This is a genomic window from Yoonia sp. R2331 (genome assembly GCF_041103235.1).
GTDB lineage: Bacteria > Pseudomonadota > Alphaproteobacteria > Rhodobacterales > Rhodobacteraceae > CANMYO01.
Genome location: NZ_JBGCUN010000003.1, coordinates 284,142 through 298,213, shown reverse-complemented (window position 1 = coordinate 298,213; position 14,072 = coordinate 284,142). Strand labels below are relative to the sequence as shown.

Here is a 14,072-nt window from a genome sequence, read left to right as displayed (position 1 = left end):
GCCAAAAATGCCCGACACATTGACGTTTCAAGATGACAAGGGTGCGGGCAGGTCAACGGGGATTGCCGCGCTGATTGCCGTGGGCACAATCGGCTGGATGGCCAGCGGGATTTTCCTGCCGTCGGAGGAAGCCGAAGCTGCTGCAGCCGTGCAAGAGGTGGCCCCGGTGGCGGTTGCGGTGCGCCGGTCACAGGCCGAGGCGGTCACGCAGTTCTTTCAGGCGGAAGGGCAGGCCCTGCCAGATCGCGACAGTGCCTTGCGGGCAGAAACCACCGGCGAGGTGGCAGAGGTCTTTGTTCAAAAGGGTGAAAACGTTGAGCGTGGCGCGCCCATTGCGCGGATCTCTGTCACACGGGCAGAGGCGGACCTTGCGCGGGCCGAAGAGGATTTGACCCGCGCACGTGACGATCTTGAAGACGTGCAGGCACTGTTTGAACGTGGTGTCGCCACGGCAGACCGCGTGTCACAGGTGCAGGCCACGTTAGACGCGGCCCGCAGTCAGGAGATTGCGGCCCGTGATGCGGTTGAGAACGCGATGATCCTTGCCCCGTTCGACGGGCGGATTGAGACGCTTGATCTGGACGAGGGTGAATTCGTCTCTGCCGGGACAGAGGTCGGCCGGATCGTGGACAACACACCGCTGACGGTGTCCATTCAGGTGCCGCAACAGTCGTTGAATGCCATCTCGGACGGTCAACCCGCAACGGTGGCCTTTATCACCGGCGAGGTGCGCGAGGGTGAGGTCAGCTTTGTCGGGACGTCAGCGGCCGCTGAGACGCGAACCTTTTTGACAGAAATCGAAGTGCCCAATGCCGATGGGTCGATCCCGGCGGGTATCTCTGCCGAGATCAGCATCCCCACGGGCGATGTGGTGGCGCACTTCCTGTCGCCCAGCATCGTGTCGCTGGACACAGACGGGCGGTTGGGCGTGAAAACGGTGGATGCTGATAACCGGATCGTCTTTTTCCCGATTGATGTGGTCAGTGCGCAAATTGACGGCGTTTGGGTGACCGGGCTGCCAGACACGGCGGACGTGGTGACCGTAGGGCAGGGGTTTGTCAGCGAAGGTGAGGTGGTGTCGCCCCAGCCAGAGGAGCCGCAGGCATGAACGGGCTGATCGACGCCGCGTTTTCGCGGACCCGCGTTGTTGCGCTGGCCCTTGTCATGGTGCTGACCGTCGGCGCCTATGCCTATTCCGCGATCCCCAAAGAGGCGAACCCGGAAATTCCGATCCCGCTGTTTTATGCCTCGACCAGTTTGGACGGGATCAGCCCCGGCGACGCCGAGCGGTTGCTCATCGAACCGATGGAAACAGAGTTCGGGTCAATCACCGGTTTGGAATCGATGGAGGCTCATGCCTCTGAAGGGTTCGCCAGTTTGCAGCTGGAATTCAGCCCTGGTTTTGACGCGCAAGAGGGACTGGACAAGGTGCGCGAGGCCGCGGACCGCGCCAATGGTGAGCTGCCCGAAGGGGCGCAGGATATCACCATCACCGAGATTAACACCGCCCTTTTCCCGATCATTACTGCGATCCTGTCGGGCCCCGTGCCAGAGCGGACGCTGAACAATCTGGCGGATGACGTGAAGGACCAGCTGGAAGGTCTAAGCGGCGTGCTGGAGGTCGATATTGCCGGGCAACGGACCGAGTTCATGGAGGTCCTGATCGACCCCACGGTGTTCCAGACCTACAATCTGTCCTTTGACGAGCTGATCAGCCAGATTCAGCGCAATAACCGCCTGATCGCTGCGGGTGCGATTGAAACCGGCGCTGGGCGCATCGTGCTGAAAGTGCCGGGTTTGATCGAAGATCTGGACGACGTGATGGCGATGCCGATCAAGGTGCGCGGCAATGCGGTTGTGACCTTTGCCGATGTCGCCACGATCCGCCGCACGTTTGAGGACCCGACCAGTTTTGCCCGGATCAACGGCCAGCCTGCGCTGGCGCTTGAGGTCAAGAAGCGGTCGGGCGCGAATATCATTCAGACGGTCCAAGAGGTGCAGGCGCTGGTTGAAGAGATCCGCGTCGAATGGCCTGATACGGTCAAAGTGACCTATTTGCAGGACCAGTCCGAGCAGGTCGAGACGATGCTGGCGGACCTCGAGGCCAACGTGATTGCCGCCGTCATTTTGGTGATGATCGTGGTGGTTTTTGCGCTTGGGCCACGCTCTGCCGTGTTGGTGGGGCTGGCGATCCCGGGCGCGTTTCTGGCAGGTGTCACGGCGCTGTGGATCATGGGTTACACGATGAATATCGTGGTGCTGTTTTCACTGATCCTTGTGGTCGGGATGCTGGTGGATGGGGCGATTGTCACCACCGAACTGGCTGACAGGCGGCTGCAGGAAGGGGCCAGCGCCAAAGAGGCTTATGCCTTTGCCGCCAAGCGGATGGCCTGGCCGATCATCGCGTCCACGATGACCACGTTGAGCGTCTTCTTTCCGCTGCTGTTCTGGACCGGCATGGTGGGCGAATTCATGAAGTTCCTGCCGATCACTGTGATCCTGACGCTCTTTGCGTCGCTGTTCATGGCGCTGGTCTTTATCCCGGTTGTCGGTGGGTTGATTGGCAAACGCCAGCCGCAGACGGCGCGGGCCAAGGCCGCACTGCACGCCGCAGAGGCGGGTGATCCGCGCGAGATCGGCGGCTTTACGGGCGGATACATCAAGCTTCTGCAATGGGCCATTCTGCGGCCAACGGCGACCTTCCTGCTGGCCTTTGCTGCCTTGCTTTGGTCCTTTGCGCTTTATGCGGAATTCGGGCGAGGGGTGACGTTCTTCCCCGAAGTTGAGCCGGAGTTCATGCAGGTTCAGGTGCGGGCACGGGACAATTTCTCGATCTTCGAGCGGGACGCATTGGTGCGCGCGGTCGAGGACCGGCTGCTGGGCTATGAAGAAGTGGCAAGCGTCTATGCCAATTCGATGATGAGTGCAGGACAGGGCGACGAAGAGACCATTGGCATCCTGCAACTTGAGCTGACTGATTGGGACACACGGCGCACCGCGGCAGAGATTGGCGTGGATATCCGCGCCAGCGTGGCGGATATCGCGGGTATTGATGTGCAGGTGCAAACCGACAGTGGCGGGCCGTCAGACGGCAAGCCCATCAGCCTTGAGGTCCGCGCCAATTCGGCAGAGGCGCAGGCGGAAGCCGTCGAAACCGTGCGCCGCCTGATGGATGAGATCGGGGGCTTCACCGATGTCACCGACACCCGCCCGCTGCCGGGGGTAGAGGTGTCGATCAACGTGAACCGGGCTGAGGCGGCGCGCTTTGGCGCGGATGTCAGCCTGTTGGGGCAGGCGGTACAACTGCTGACCCAAGGGATCACGGTGGCCGATTACCGGCCCGATGACACCGATGGATCATTGGACATTCGGGTGCGGTTCCCGCGTGAAGAGCGGTCGCTGGCCGAGCTTGGGAACCTGCGGGTGCCCACGTCATCGGGGCTGGTGCCAATTTCCAACTTTGTGACGTTTGAGCCGTCAGAGCGGGTCGGAACGATCATCCGGCTGGATCAAAAGCGCGTGGTCACCATCGAATCCAACGTGGCCCCAGATGTGCTTGTCAACGATCAGGTGCTGGCGCTAACTGCTGCGCTGGATCAGGCGGGATTGCCGGAAGGTGCCGAATACAGCTTTGCCGGGGAAGCCGAGGATCAGGCCGAAACGATGGCCTTTCTGATCGGCGCGTTCATGTCGGCGATCTTCTTGATGTTCGTGATCCTCGTGTTGCAGTTCAACAGCTTCTATCAGGCCTTTGTGGTGATGAGCGCGATTGTCTTTTCGATTGCGGGTGTGCTGCTGGGGCTGATCGTGACCGGGCGGCCGTTTGGCATCGTGATGGTGGGGATCGGGATTATCGCGCTGGCGGGGATTGTGGTGAACAACAACATCATTCTGATCGACACCTACAACGACATGCGCAAGACCGGCATGTCCGCAAAAGAAGCGGCCCTGCGCACGGGCGCGCAACGTTTGCGGCCGGTGGTGCTGACTTCTGTCACCACGGCGCTGGGGCTTATGCCGATGGTCATTGGTGTGAATCTGAACTTCATCGAACGCACGGTGATTTTTGGCGCCCCGTCGACACAATGGTGGACGGAATTGTCCAGTGCGATCGCTGGCGGACTTGTCATTGCCACTGTCCTGACACTGGTGGTGACACCGGCCATGTTGATGCTGGGTGCAAACCTGTCCGCATGGTGGGCGACGCGCCGTGCGCGGCGCATGGTCGCGGCGGAATGATGCCCTTGCCCTTTGGTTAAGACGGTCCTAGGTTCCGCCCTACCTCGGGGGGGCCAATTGGCCTGAGATTGCGAAAGCTGACCCGTTGAACCTGAACCGGTTAGGACCGGCGGAGGGAAGGTCTTGCAATTCCGCAGTCCCCCATTCGCCTGCCCGCTTTTGGAGGACGACATGAAGATCACCTATTCCATCGGCGTTGCAGCAGCAGTGTTTGCAACAAGCGCATCGGCAGAGACGCCGGTGCTGAACGTGCTGACCTACGACAGCTTTGTCAGCGATTGGGGCCCCGGCCCCGCGGTAGAGGCCGCTTTTGAAGAGGTCTGCGGTTGCGATCTGGTGTTCACCGGGTCAGGCGACGGGGCTGCGTTGTTGGCGCGCTTGCAGCTCGAGGGCAAGGGCACCGACGCTGATGTGGTACTGGGGCTGGACACCAACCTGACCGCGGCGGCACGCGCCACGGGGCTATTTGCACCGCATGGTGTGGATGCAGACCTTGATCTGCCCATCGCATGGGACGATCCAGAGTTTCTGCCGTTTGACTGGGGCTACTTTGCTTTTGTCGGGAACGCGGGCGAAGATGCGGCCACATCGCTGAAGGCCCTGGCCGAAAGCGACACCAAGATCCTGATCCAGGACCCCCGGTCATCGACCCCCGGTCTGGGCCTGTTGATGTGGGTCAAGGCGGCCTATGGCGATGAGGCGGCGGATGTCTGGGCGGCACTGGCCGACAACGTGGTCACCGTGACACCGGGCTGGTCCGAGGCTTACGGCCTGTTTCTGGAAGGTGAGGCGGACGCTGTGCTGTCCTATACCACATCGCCTGCTTACCACCTGATCGCAGAGGAAGACGACAGCAAGGTCGCATGGGCGTTTGACGAAGGCCACTACATGCAAGTCGAAGTCGCAGGTAAGCTGGCCGGCACTGACCAATCCGAGTTGGCCGACCAATTCCTGGCCTTCATGGTCTCGGACGGGTTCCAGTCGATCATTCCGACGACCAACTGGATGTACCCCGCCAAGCTGCCCGAGGGTGGGTTGCCGGATGGCTTCGAGACGCTGGTGACGCCTGAGACGGCGCTGCTGTTGTCGGCCGAAGATGCTGCAGCGGCCCGCGATGCGGCACTGGAAGAGTGGCGCGCGGCGCTGTCGCAGTGATCCGGCGTCTGCCCGCATGGTTGGCGATGGCGCTGGTGCTGGGGTTGACCCTTGGCACGTTGGTCGCTGTCGCCACGCGGGCAGAACTGGGGCGCGGATTGTCGTCTGCGGATTGGGCGGCGGTGCGGTTTACCGTCGCGCAGGCGCTGATGTCAGCAGCCCTGAGTGTGGTGCTGGCGGTGCCTGCCGCCCGCGCGCTGGCGCGTCGTCAGTTTCGCGGGCGGCGCGCGTTGATCACCCTGCTGGGGGCACCTTTTTTGCTGCCCGTGATTGTGGCTGTTCTGGGTCTGCTTGCGGTCTTTGGCCGGGGCGGAGCGTTGAACGGCCTTCTGGCAGCAGCAGGCCTGCCACAGATCAGCATCTACGGTTTTTGGGGCGTGGTGCTGGCGCATGTCTTTTTCAACCTGCCGCTGGCGGTGCGTCTGATCCTGCAGGGCTGGCAGGCGATCCCGTCAGAGCGGTTTCGCCTTGCGGCGTCGCTGAACGGGTCGGTCTTTCGCCTGTTAGAGGTGCCGATGCTGGCCCGTGTGCTGCCCGGTGCGGCGCTTGTCGTCTTTTTGATTTGCCTGACGAGTTTTGCTGTGGCGTTGACCTTGGGCGGCGGGCCGCGCGCCACAACGGTAGAATTGGCGATCTACCAAGCCATCCAGTTTGATTTTGATCTTGGGCGAGCGGCGATGCTGGCCTGTATCCAGTTCGCGCTGGGGCTGAGTGCGGCCTTTGTGGCGTGGCGGGTGACGCCGTTGCAGGGCATGGGGCGTGGGCTGGACCGGGTGGTGCAACGCTGGGACGCGGGTAGCCTTTCGCTGGATGTGGCTGCGCTGACCCTGGTGGCGGCCTTTTTGATGTTGCCGTTGTTGATGGTTGTGCTGCGCGGTGTGCCGGGCTTGTTCGAGATGCCCGGAGCGGTTTGGGCGGCGGCGGGCCGGTCGATCAGCGTCGCCGTGGCCTCTGCCGCATTGTGCGTGGCCTTGGCGCTGGCACTGGCAATGCGCGGTGGACTGGCCGCGTCGGTCATCGGGGTCTTGCCGCTGGCGGCCTCTGGGCTGGTGATGGGGACGGGGTTGTTCCTGATGGTCTATCCTTTCGTGTCGCCGCGTAGCGTGGCGCTGCCGGTCACGGTAGTCGTAAATGCGGCACTCGCGCTGCCCTTTGCGGTGCGCGCCATTGGCCCTGCGGTGGCAGACGCGCGGCGCGACTATGGGCGTTTGGCCGACAGTTTGGGCCTGCGCGGGCTGGACCTTTTGCGGTTGGTCGTGATCCCGCGCGCCCGCGCGCCGCTGGGGTTTGCGGCGGGGCTGGCTGCGGCCTTGTCGATGGGGGATTTGGGTGTCATCACGCTCTTCGCCGGAAACGCGCAAGAAACGCTGCCGTTGGCGATGTATCGCTTGATGGGCAGTTACCAGATGGAGGCCGCTGCCGGTGCGGGGTTGGTGTTATTGATGCTGTCGTTGGTGGTGTTTTGGATCTGCGATCAGGGTGGACGACGCAATGCTGACGCTTGAGGGGCTGCGCATTTTTGTGGGCGCTTTCCAACTGCACGCTGACTTAACGGTCACGCCCGGCATCACCGCAATTATTGGCGCGTCAGGTGGCGGAAAATCGACGTTGCTGACGGCCATCGCCGGGTTTCAGGACTGCGCCGCAGGTCGGGTGACATGGGAGGGGCAGGACATCACGCGGGCCAAACCCCATGCGCGCCCGGTGTCGATGCTGTTTCAGGACAACAACCTGTTTCCGCATCTGACCATCGCGCAGAACGTGGGTCTGGGCCTGCGCCCGAACCTGCGGCTATCGGACGCCGATGCCGAAAAGATCTCGGGCGCGTTGCGATCAGTTGGGTTGGACGGGATGGAGGGGCGCAAGCCCGCCGCGCTATCGGGTGGTCAGCAAAGCCGCGCCGCACTGGCGCGCGTCTTGGTGGCGGACCGTCCGATTGTGCTGTTGGATGAACCCTTTGCCGCCCTTGGCCCGGGTCTGCGGGCCGAAATGCTGGATCTGGTGCGCGATCAACTGGCCGGGCGCGTCGTGCTGATGGTCACCCACGATCCGGGTGATGCCCGGCAAATCGCGCAAGAGGTCATTTTTGTCAGTGGGGGCGTGGCGGGGGCCCCGACTGCAACCGGCCCGCTTTTTGCGAATCCCCCAGCCGCGCTGAGCGCCTATCTGGGCTAGGCGCAAGGGCGTCAGAGAATTGCTTGCAGAAACGGTCCCCGATGCACGGCATCGATACGCCAACGTATTGAAAACAGTGGTGAGCCGTGCAGGATTCGAACCTGCGACCCACTGATTAAAAGTCAGTTGCTCTACCAACTGAGCTAACGGCCCACTAGGGCGGCTAATTAGGAACACCGGGGCACCGGGTCAACCCCTCAAATGGTGATGCGACTGGATAACTTTGCGGGCCTCGCATATATGCCCGCTCATGACTGATGCAGCCCCAACCTCTTTGTCGTTCATGAAGATGCACGGCCTTGGCAACGATTTCGTTGTCGTGGACCAGCGTGCCGGCGGTCCGGTTGTGGATGCAGGGCTGGCGCGTGCGATTGCGGACCGGCATCGTGGGGTTGGTTTTGACCAGCTGGCGGTGATTACCGACGGCGATGACCTGCATCTGACGTTTTACAACAGCGACGGGTCCACTTCTGCCGCTTGCGGCAATGCGACCCGTTGTATCGCGCGCTATGAAATGAACCGTACCGGGCGTACCGCACTGACAATCACCACAGAACGCGGTGTTTTGCAGGCGGTGGATGCGGGCAGTGGGCTGACCTCGGTCAACATGGGCCAGCCGCAGTTGGACTGGGCTGAGGTGCCGCTGGCGCATGAAATGGACACGCTGGCGTTGCCGATTGAGGGGGCGCCAACGGCCACCGGCATGGGCAATCCGCATTGCACCTTTTTTGTCGATGATGCCGAGGCGATTGATCTGGCCGCGCGGGGGGCCGAGATCGAGCATCACCCGCTTTATCCGGCACGCACCAACGTGCAGTTCGCCCATGTTGTAGGGCCGGATCATTTGCGGATGCGGGTTTGGGAGCGGGGCGTGGGGATCACGCTTGCCTCTGGCTCGTCCTCCTGCGCCACGGCGGTGGCCGCCGCGCGGCGCGGGTTGACCGGGCGCAAAGTGCAGATTGATCTGGATGGCGGCACGATCTGGGTCGATTGGCGTGACGATGGGGTCTGGATGACCGGACCCACGGCGCATGTGTTTGACGGGGTCTGGCATGGCTAAGCCGCCGGTCTTTTCCAACCACGGCTGCAGGTTGAACGCCTATGAAACCGAAGCCATGAAGGAACTTGCCACCGCTTCGGGTCTGCAGGACGCGGTGGTTGTAAACACCTGCGCTGTGACGGCAGAGGCGGTGCGCAAGGCCAAGCAGGACATCCGCAAGCTGCGCCGTGCCAACCCCGGCGCGCGGGTGATTGTAACAGGCTGTGCGGCCCAGACTGAACCCGCGACCTTTTCCGCGATGGAAGAGGTTGATGTGGTCATCGGCAATACCGAAAAAATGCAGCCCGCCACGTGGAATGGTCTGATCGGAAAGACAGAGCCGGTGCAGGTGGATGACATCATGTCGGTGACCGAAACGGCAGGGCATCTGATTGACGGGTTCGGCACCCGCAGCCGTGCCTATGTGCAGGTGCAGAACGGCTGCGACCACCGCTGTACGTTTTGCATTATCCCCTTTGGGCGCGGTAATTCGCGGTCAGTGCCAGCGGGTGTGGTCGTCGATCAGATTAAGCGATTGGTTGATCGCGGTTACAATGAGGTGGTGCTGACCGGTGTTGATCTCACCTCTTGGGGTGCCGATTTACCGAGCGCGCCCAAGTTGGGTGATCTGGTGATGCGTATCCTGCGGCTGGTGCCTGACCTGTCGCGTCTGCGTATTTCGTCGATCGATTCGATCGAGGTGGATGAGAACTTGATGCAGGCGATCGCGACTGAGCCGCGCCTGATGCCGCATCTGCACCTGTCTTTGCAGCATGGCGATACGCTGATCCTGAAGCGGATGAAGCGGCGGCATACGCGCGACGATGCGATCCGCTTTGCACAAGAGGCGCGGGCGCTGCGACCTGACATGACCTTTGGTGCTGATATCATCGCCGGATTCCCGACGGAGACGGAGGCGCATTTTGAGAATTCGCTGGCACTCGTCGAAGATTGCAACCTGACATGGCTACACGTCTTCCCCTATTCCGCGCGGCAAGGCACGCCTGCGGCGCGGATGCCTGCGGTGGACGGTGCGGTAATCAAGGCGCGTGCGGCGCGGTTGCGGGCAGCGGGGCAAGCGGCTGTGGAACGACATCTGGCGGCGCAGGTGGGTCAGACCCATGCGGTGCTGATGGAAAACCCGCGCATGGGGCGCACACCGCAATTTGCAGAGGTGCATTTTGCGAGTGATCAACCCGAAAGCCAGATTGTATCCGCCCGGATCACCGGTGCGGCGGACGGCAAGCTGGTGGCTTGATGCAAGACATCGGCCTGCCGATCCTGTGGTCGTTTCGGCGCTGTCCCTATGCAATGCGGGCAAGGTTGGCGGTGCTGGCCGCGGGCGTGCGGGTCGAACTGCGCGAGATTCTGTTACGGGACAAGCCAGAAGCGTTTCTGGCGGCATCGCCGTCGGGGACGGTGCCGTGTCTGGAGGCGAACGAGGTTATCGACGAATCGCGCGACGTGATGATCTGGGCGTTGTCGCAGCAGGATCCAAGGGGATGGTTGGCTGGACGGGACGCGGCAGAGGCGCTGATTGATCAATGTGACGGGCCGTTCAAGACGGCGCTGGATCACACCAAATATGCGGTGCGCTATCCTGATCTGGATGCCGCGGCAGAACGTGAAAAAGCCGCTGCGATCTTGCGCGAATGGGATGCGCGGTTAGACGGGCAGGCCTTTCTGAACGGAAAGGACTTTACGCTGGCTGATGCCGCCCTGCTGCCCTTTGTCCGGCAGTTTGCCAATATTGATCGCAGCTGGTTTGACGCGCAGGGCTGGCCGCACTTGATCCGCTGGCTGGATCAGTTTCTCGCCTCGCCCGAGTTTGCGGCGATCATGGGGAAATATCCCCCTTGGCAACCGGGACAGGATCAGGTCAGCTTTCCCTGAATGTGAAAGGACCCGTCATGAAACTGTTGATCTCTCCCGCTTCGCCGTTCGTGCGCAAATGCCGCGTTCTGATCCGCATGGCGAACCTGATGGACACGGTGGAAGAGGTCGAAGTGATCACCACGCCATTGAATTCCGCACCAGAGGTCGTGGCCACCAACCCCTTGGGCAAGATCCCCGCGCTGATCCGCAATGATGGCCCCGCGATTTACGACAGCCGGGTCATTACGCGCTATCTGGATGACCATGCGGGTAGCGGGCTGTATCCCGCGTCGCGCCTGTGGGAGGTGCTGACCCTTGAAGCGACGGCAGATGCGATCATGGATGCGACCGTTGCGATGTCTTACGAGGCGCGTTTGCGACCCGAGAACGAGCAATCCGCCACATGGGTCGAGGCGCAATGGGCCAAGGCGGACCGGGCGATCACGGCAATCAATGACCGCTGGATGAGCCATCTGTCAGGCCCACTGAACATGGCGCAGATCGGGGTGGCCTGTGCGCTGTCCTACATTGATCTGCGGCACGACAATCGCGGCTGGCGCGAGGGCCACAAGGCGCTGACGGATTGGCATGCGCAGTTCTGCCAGCATCAGGCGATGATGGACACCAAACCGGAATAGCGGTGATGAAGGCGGCGCGATCCGCCCGGGCGGTCAGAACGAAAAGCTGATCCCGACATTCACCGCATTGGTGATCACGTCAGTTTCTAGTGTGCCGCCGCCGTCAAGGTCGGCGGTGTTCTGGCTATATGTGCCCTTGTATTCGCCAAAGACCGACCAAGTATCATTGATCGGATAGCTGGCACCAGCGATCCATGTCGCGGCAGGGCCTGTGACCTGATAGCCAAAGGTTTCGGTGATGCCATTCGACACCTCGACATGTGGAACAGAAAGGCCCAGGCCGCCGCCGACATAGGGCGTCGCCACGCCAAAGGCCCCGGGCCAGCGGCGATAGGCGTTTACGGTCAGGGTGTTCAGCCCATCGGTAAACTCAAGTGTTTCAAACGGTGTTCCGTCCAACTCACCCGCCTGCGGGTAAATTTTGTTGTGGGTGAAGTCGATCCCGTAGCCAAAGGTCTGCGACTGCCAGATCGTTGCGCGCCAGCCATAGTAAGGTGGCGCCTCAAACGAGCGGCCTTCCCAGCCGATAAATGTTTTTGCCGGATAGTTGGAATCACCTGTGATGAACACGTCAGAATGGGGCGCATTCTGCGCGCCGCCATAAAAGCTCAACTCAATCTCGGCAGCTGCGGGGGCTGCGAGAAGAAGCAATATGATCGTGCCAAAGCGGGCCAACATGAGAATCGTCCGATCCCTAATCAGGTCTGTTTTGTGTAGAACGCACTTTTGACTGTCACAAGTCTTTATGAATCCAACATTAATCAACATACGGTTATCTGTCAGCCCCGACGTTTATTGTACGATAACTTTGGCGAAATTGTGCAACGACGTAGCAGTTTGTTAAGCATTGTCGTTGAAATGCCGACCTCATTGGGCTGTGGTCACACACTTCATATGATCATGCGGAGGCCCTGCGCTGGATTGTCCGCTGGACTGGGGCACAGAACAGGGCTACATACCGCGCGAACGGACGGCTGGGCCCTTTGGCCTATGTCTTTGCTATGGGTCGAAATACCCGCAACAATCGGAGATGTATCCCTTGTCACATGCAGACGAACATCAGGGCACACGTCGCGACTTTCTTTACTATGCAACGGCGGGAGCTGGCGCAGTGGTGACGGGCGCGGCAGTCTGGCCGCTTGTCAATCAGATGAACCCATCGGCGGATGTGCAGGCTTTGGCCTCGATCCGGGTTGATATCAGTGTGATTGATCCGGGCACGCAGATTACCGTGCTGTGGCAGGGCAAACCGGTCTTTATTCGGTCACGCACCGAAGACGAGATCGCAGAAGCGCGCGCCGTCGACGTCTCTGACCTGCCTGACCCGGACGCCAACAACGAAAACCTTGGCCCGGTCCCTGCCACGGACGAAAACCGTTCGCTGGATGAAGAGGGTATCTGGCTAGTGCAGATGGGTGTTTGTACGCACCTTGGCTGTGTGCCATTGGCCGAGCAGGGCGATTTCCACGGGTGGTTCTGCCCGTGCCACGGGTCGCACTACGACACCTCGGGACGTATTCGCAAAGGGCCAGCGCCGCGCAACCTGCCGGTGCCTGTCGCGTCCTTTGTTGACGAAACAACGATTCAACTGGGTTAAGGAGAGAGCATCATGGCTGGTATCCCCCACGACCACTACGAACCGAAGTCTGGCGGCGAAAAGTGGCTTCACACTCGCCTTCCGATTCTGGGCCTCGCCTATGACACCCTGATGATCCCGACGCCCAAGAACCTGAACTGGATGTGGATCTGGGGCATCGTGCTGGCGTTTACGCTGGTGCTGCAGATTGTGACCGGCATTGTGCTGGTGATGCATTACGTGCCCCACGTCGATATGGCGTTTAACTCGGTCGAGCACATCATGCGCGACGTGAACGGCGGCCATATGATCCGTTATTTCCACCAGAATGGCGCATCGCTGTTCTTTGTGGCGGTCTATGCGCACATGTTCCGAGGGCTCTACTATGGGTCTTACAAGGCCCCGCGTGAAGTGACGTGGATCATCGGCATGCTGATGTATTTGGTCATGATGGGCACGGCCTTTATGGGCTACGTGTTGCCATGGGGTCAGATGTCGTTCCACGGCACTGCAGTGATCACCGGCCTGTTTGGCGCGATTCCGTTCATCGGTGAAAGCATTCAGACATGGCTGCTTGGGGCCTCGGCTGTGGGTCAGCCTGCGCTGAACCGCTTCTTCTCGCTCCACTATCTGCTGCCGTTCGTCCTGTTGGGGCTGACAATTGTTCACGTCTGGGCGTTCCACACCACGGGCAACAACAACCCGACCGGTGTTGAGGTCCGCCGCACGAGCAAAGAGGATGCCGCAAAGGACACACTGCCATTTTGGCCGTACTTTGTGATCAAAGACCTGTTCGCGCTGGCTGTGATCCTGGTCATTTTCGTGGCGATCGTGGGCTTTATGCCGAACTATCTGGGCCACCCGGACAACTATATTCCGGCCAACCCGCTGGCGACGCCATCGCACATTGTGCCTGAATGGTACTTCCTGCCGTTCTACGCGATCCTGCGGGCCTTTACCGCTGACGTCTGGGTCGTGCAGATCGTGAACTTCCTCAGCTTCGGCATTATCGACGCCAAGTTCTTTGGAGTGCTGGCCATGTTCGGCGCGATTGCGGTGATGGCGCTGGCCCCGTGGCTGGATACATCCCGCGTCCGGTCCGGTCGGTATCGTCCGATGTTCAAGTGGTGGTTTGCCCTGCTGGTGATCGACTTCATCGTGCTGATGTGGGTGGGCGCACGCCCGGCAGAGTTCCCCTATGACTGGATCTCGCTGATCGCCTCGGCCTACTGGTTTGCCTACTTCCTGCTGATCCTGCCGCTTCTGGGTGTGATCGAGAAACCGTTGCCGCAACCGGCCACAATCGAAGACGACTTCAATGCGCACTACCCGGCAAAATCGGATGGCAAAGCTTCTGCCGCTCCGGCCGAGTAAG

At 61.1% G+C, this 14,072-nt stretch carries 12 protein-coding genes, 1 tRNA gene and 1 riboswitch; of the genes, 11 read left to right on the top strand and 2 right to left on the bottom strand.

Annotation, left to right across the window (positions count from 1 at the left end; all coding sequences use genetic code 11):
- The first annotated feature begins 7 nt into the window (after positions 1–7).
- The 5 genes from AB3Y40_RS19410 to AB3Y40_RS19390 all read left to right on the top strand — a co-directional run bounded on the left by AB3Y40_RS19410 (position 8) and on the right by AB3Y40_RS19390 (position 7,569).
- Complete coding sequence (locus AB3Y40_RS19410) at positions 8–1,108, top strand: efflux RND transporter periplasmic adaptor subunit (RefSeq protein WP_369440544.1); 1,101 nt, start codon at positions 8–10, stop codon at positions 1,106–1,108.
- Positions 1,105–4,239: an efflux RND transporter permease subunit gene (locus AB3Y40_RS19405; protein WP_369440543.1), complete on the top strand. Its 3,135-nt coding sequence runs from the start codon at positions 1,105–1,107 to the stop codon at positions 4,237–4,239. The genes AB3Y40_RS19410 and AB3Y40_RS19405 overlap by 4 nt, the downstream gene beginning before the upstream one ends.
- Positions 4,240–4,274: 35 nt before the next feature.
- A riboswitch (TPP riboswitch) is annotated at positions 4,275–4,374 on the top strand.
- Positions 4,375–4,410: 36 nt separating this feature from the next.
- On the top strand, positions 4,411–5,394 hold the full coding sequence (thiB, locus tag AB3Y40_RS19400; protein WP_369440542.1) for a thiamine ABC transporter substrate binding subunit: 984 nt from the start codon (positions 4,411–4,413) through the stop codon (positions 5,392–5,394).
- 26 nt (positions 5,395–5,420) lie between these two features.
- The gene (locus AB3Y40_RS19395) at positions 5,421–6,899 is read left to right on the top strand and encodes an ABC transporter permease family protein (protein WP_369440592.1); all 1,479 of its coding nucleotides are present in this window, start codon (positions 5,421–5,423) and stop codon (positions 6,897–6,899) included.
- Positions 6,886–7,569, top strand: coding sequence for a thiamine ABC transporter ATP-binding protein (locus AB3Y40_RS19390; RefSeq protein ID WP_369440541.1), 684 nt, complete (start codon positions 6,886–6,888; stop codon positions 7,567–7,569). Before AB3Y40_RS19395 ends, AB3Y40_RS19390 begins: the two co-directional genes overlap by 14 nt.
- Positions 7,570–7,646: 77 nt before the next feature.
- Here the strand turns inward: AB3Y40_RS19390 and AB3Y40_RS19385 are convergent.
- Positions 7,647–7,722, bottom strand: a tRNA-Lys gene (locus tag AB3Y40_RS19385).
- 97 nt (positions 7,723–7,819) lie between these two features.
- Between AB3Y40_RS19385 and dapF the strand changes: the two genes are divergently transcribed.
- Genes dapF through AB3Y40_RS19365 form a run of 4 tightly spaced genes read left to right on the top strand, consistent with a single transcriptional unit; the run spans position 7,820 to position 11,121 of the window.
- On the top strand, positions 7,820–8,629 hold the full coding sequence (gene dapF, locus AB3Y40_RS19380; protein ID WP_369440540.1) for a diaminopimelate epimerase: 810 nt from the start codon (positions 7,820–7,822) through the stop codon (positions 8,627–8,629).
- The gene (gene mtaB / locus AB3Y40_RS19375) at positions 8,622–9,866 is read left to right on the top strand and encodes a tRNA (N(6)-L-threonylcarbamoyladenosine(37)-C(2))-methylthiotransferase MtaB (protein ID WP_369440539.1); all 1,245 of its coding nucleotides are present in this window, start codon (positions 8,622–8,624) and stop codon (positions 9,864–9,866) included. The genes dapF and mtaB overlap by 8 nt, the downstream gene beginning before the upstream one ends.
- The gene (locus AB3Y40_RS19370) at positions 9,866–10,501 is read left to right on the top strand and encodes a glutathione S-transferase (protein ID WP_369440538.1); all 636 of its coding nucleotides are present in this window, start codon (positions 9,866–9,868) and stop codon (positions 10,499–10,501) included. The genes mtaB and AB3Y40_RS19370 overlap by 1 nt, the downstream gene beginning before the upstream one ends.
- A 17-nt stretch (positions 10,502–10,518) precedes the next feature.
- Positions 10,519–11,121 (top strand): glutathione S-transferase, encoded by a 603-nt coding sequence (locus AB3Y40_RS19365; protein ID WP_369440537.1) that lies wholly within the window; start codon positions 10,519–10,521, stop codon positions 11,119–11,121.
- Positions 11,122–11,154: 33 nt separating this feature from the next.
- On the opposite strand, the gene AB3Y40_RS19360 is transcribed toward AB3Y40_RS19365, so the two are convergent.
- The gene (locus AB3Y40_RS19360; RefSeq protein WP_369440536.1) at positions 11,155–11,799 is read right to left on the bottom strand and encodes an outer membrane protein; all 645 of its coding nucleotides are present in this window, start codon (positions 11,797–11,799) and stop codon (positions 11,155–11,157) included.
- A 361-nt stretch (positions 11,800–12,160) separates the two neighbouring features.
- On the opposite strand from AB3Y40_RS19360, the gene petA reads away from it, so the two are divergent.
- Together petA and AB3Y40_RS19350 are read left to right on the top strand one after the other, a co-directional pair.
- Positions 12,161–12,718 carry a ubiquinol-cytochrome c reductase iron-sulfur subunit gene (gene petA / locus AB3Y40_RS19355; protein ID WP_369440591.1) on the top strand — a complete coding sequence of 186 codons (558 nt, stop codon included), beginning with the start codon at positions 12,161–12,163 and terminating at the stop codon, positions 12,716–12,718.
- A 12-nt stretch (positions 12,719–12,730) separates the two neighbouring features.
- Positions 12,731–14,071 carry a cytochrome b gene (locus AB3Y40_RS19350; RefSeq protein WP_369440535.1) on the top strand — a complete coding sequence of 447 codons (1,341 nt, stop codon included), beginning with the start codon at positions 12,731–12,733 and terminating at the stop codon, positions 14,069–14,071.
- Position 14,072 lies beyond the last annotated feature (1 nt).

Coding starts and splice junctions, on each gene's coding strand:
- AB3Y40_RS19395 (WP_369440592.1), top strand. CDS start 5,421: ATGGCGCTGGTGCTGGGGTTGACCCTTGGCACGTTGGTCGCTGTCGCC.
- AB3Y40_RS19410 (WP_369440544.1), top strand. CDS start 8: ATGCCCGACACATTGACGTTTCAAGATGACAAGGGTGCGGGCAGGTCA.
- AB3Y40_RS19390 (WP_369440541.1), top strand. CDS start 6,886: ATGCTGACGCTTGAGGGGCTGCGCATTTTTGTGGGCGCTTTCCAACTG.
- mtaB (WP_369440539.1), top strand. CDS start 8,622: ATGGCTAAGCCGCCGGTCTTTTCCAACCACGGCTGCAGGTTGAACGCC.
- dapF (WP_369440540.1), top strand. CDS start 7,820: ATGACTGATGCAGCCCCAACCTCTTTGTCGTTCATGAAGATGCACGGC.
- AB3Y40_RS19405 (WP_369440543.1), top strand. CDS start 1,105: ATGAACGGGCTGATCGACGCCGCGTTTTCGCGGACCCGCGTTGTTGCG.
- AB3Y40_RS19360 (WP_369440536.1), bottom strand. CDS start 11,799: ATGTTGGCCCGCTTTGGCACGATCATATTGCTTCTTCTCGCAGCCCCC.
- AB3Y40_RS19350 (WP_369440535.1), top strand. CDS start 12,731: ATGGCTGGTATCCCCCACGACCACTACGAACCGAAGTCTGGCGGCGAA.
- thiB (WP_369440542.1), top strand. CDS start 4,411: ATGAAGATCACCTATTCCATCGGCGTTGCAGCAGCAGTGTTTGCAACA.
- AB3Y40_RS19370 (WP_369440538.1), top strand. CDS start 9,866: ATGCAAGACATCGGCCTGCCGATCCTGTGGTCGTTTCGGCGCTGTCCC.
- AB3Y40_RS19365 (WP_369440537.1), top strand. CDS start 10,519: ATGAAACTGTTGATCTCTCCCGCTTCGCCGTTCGTGCGCAAATGCCGC.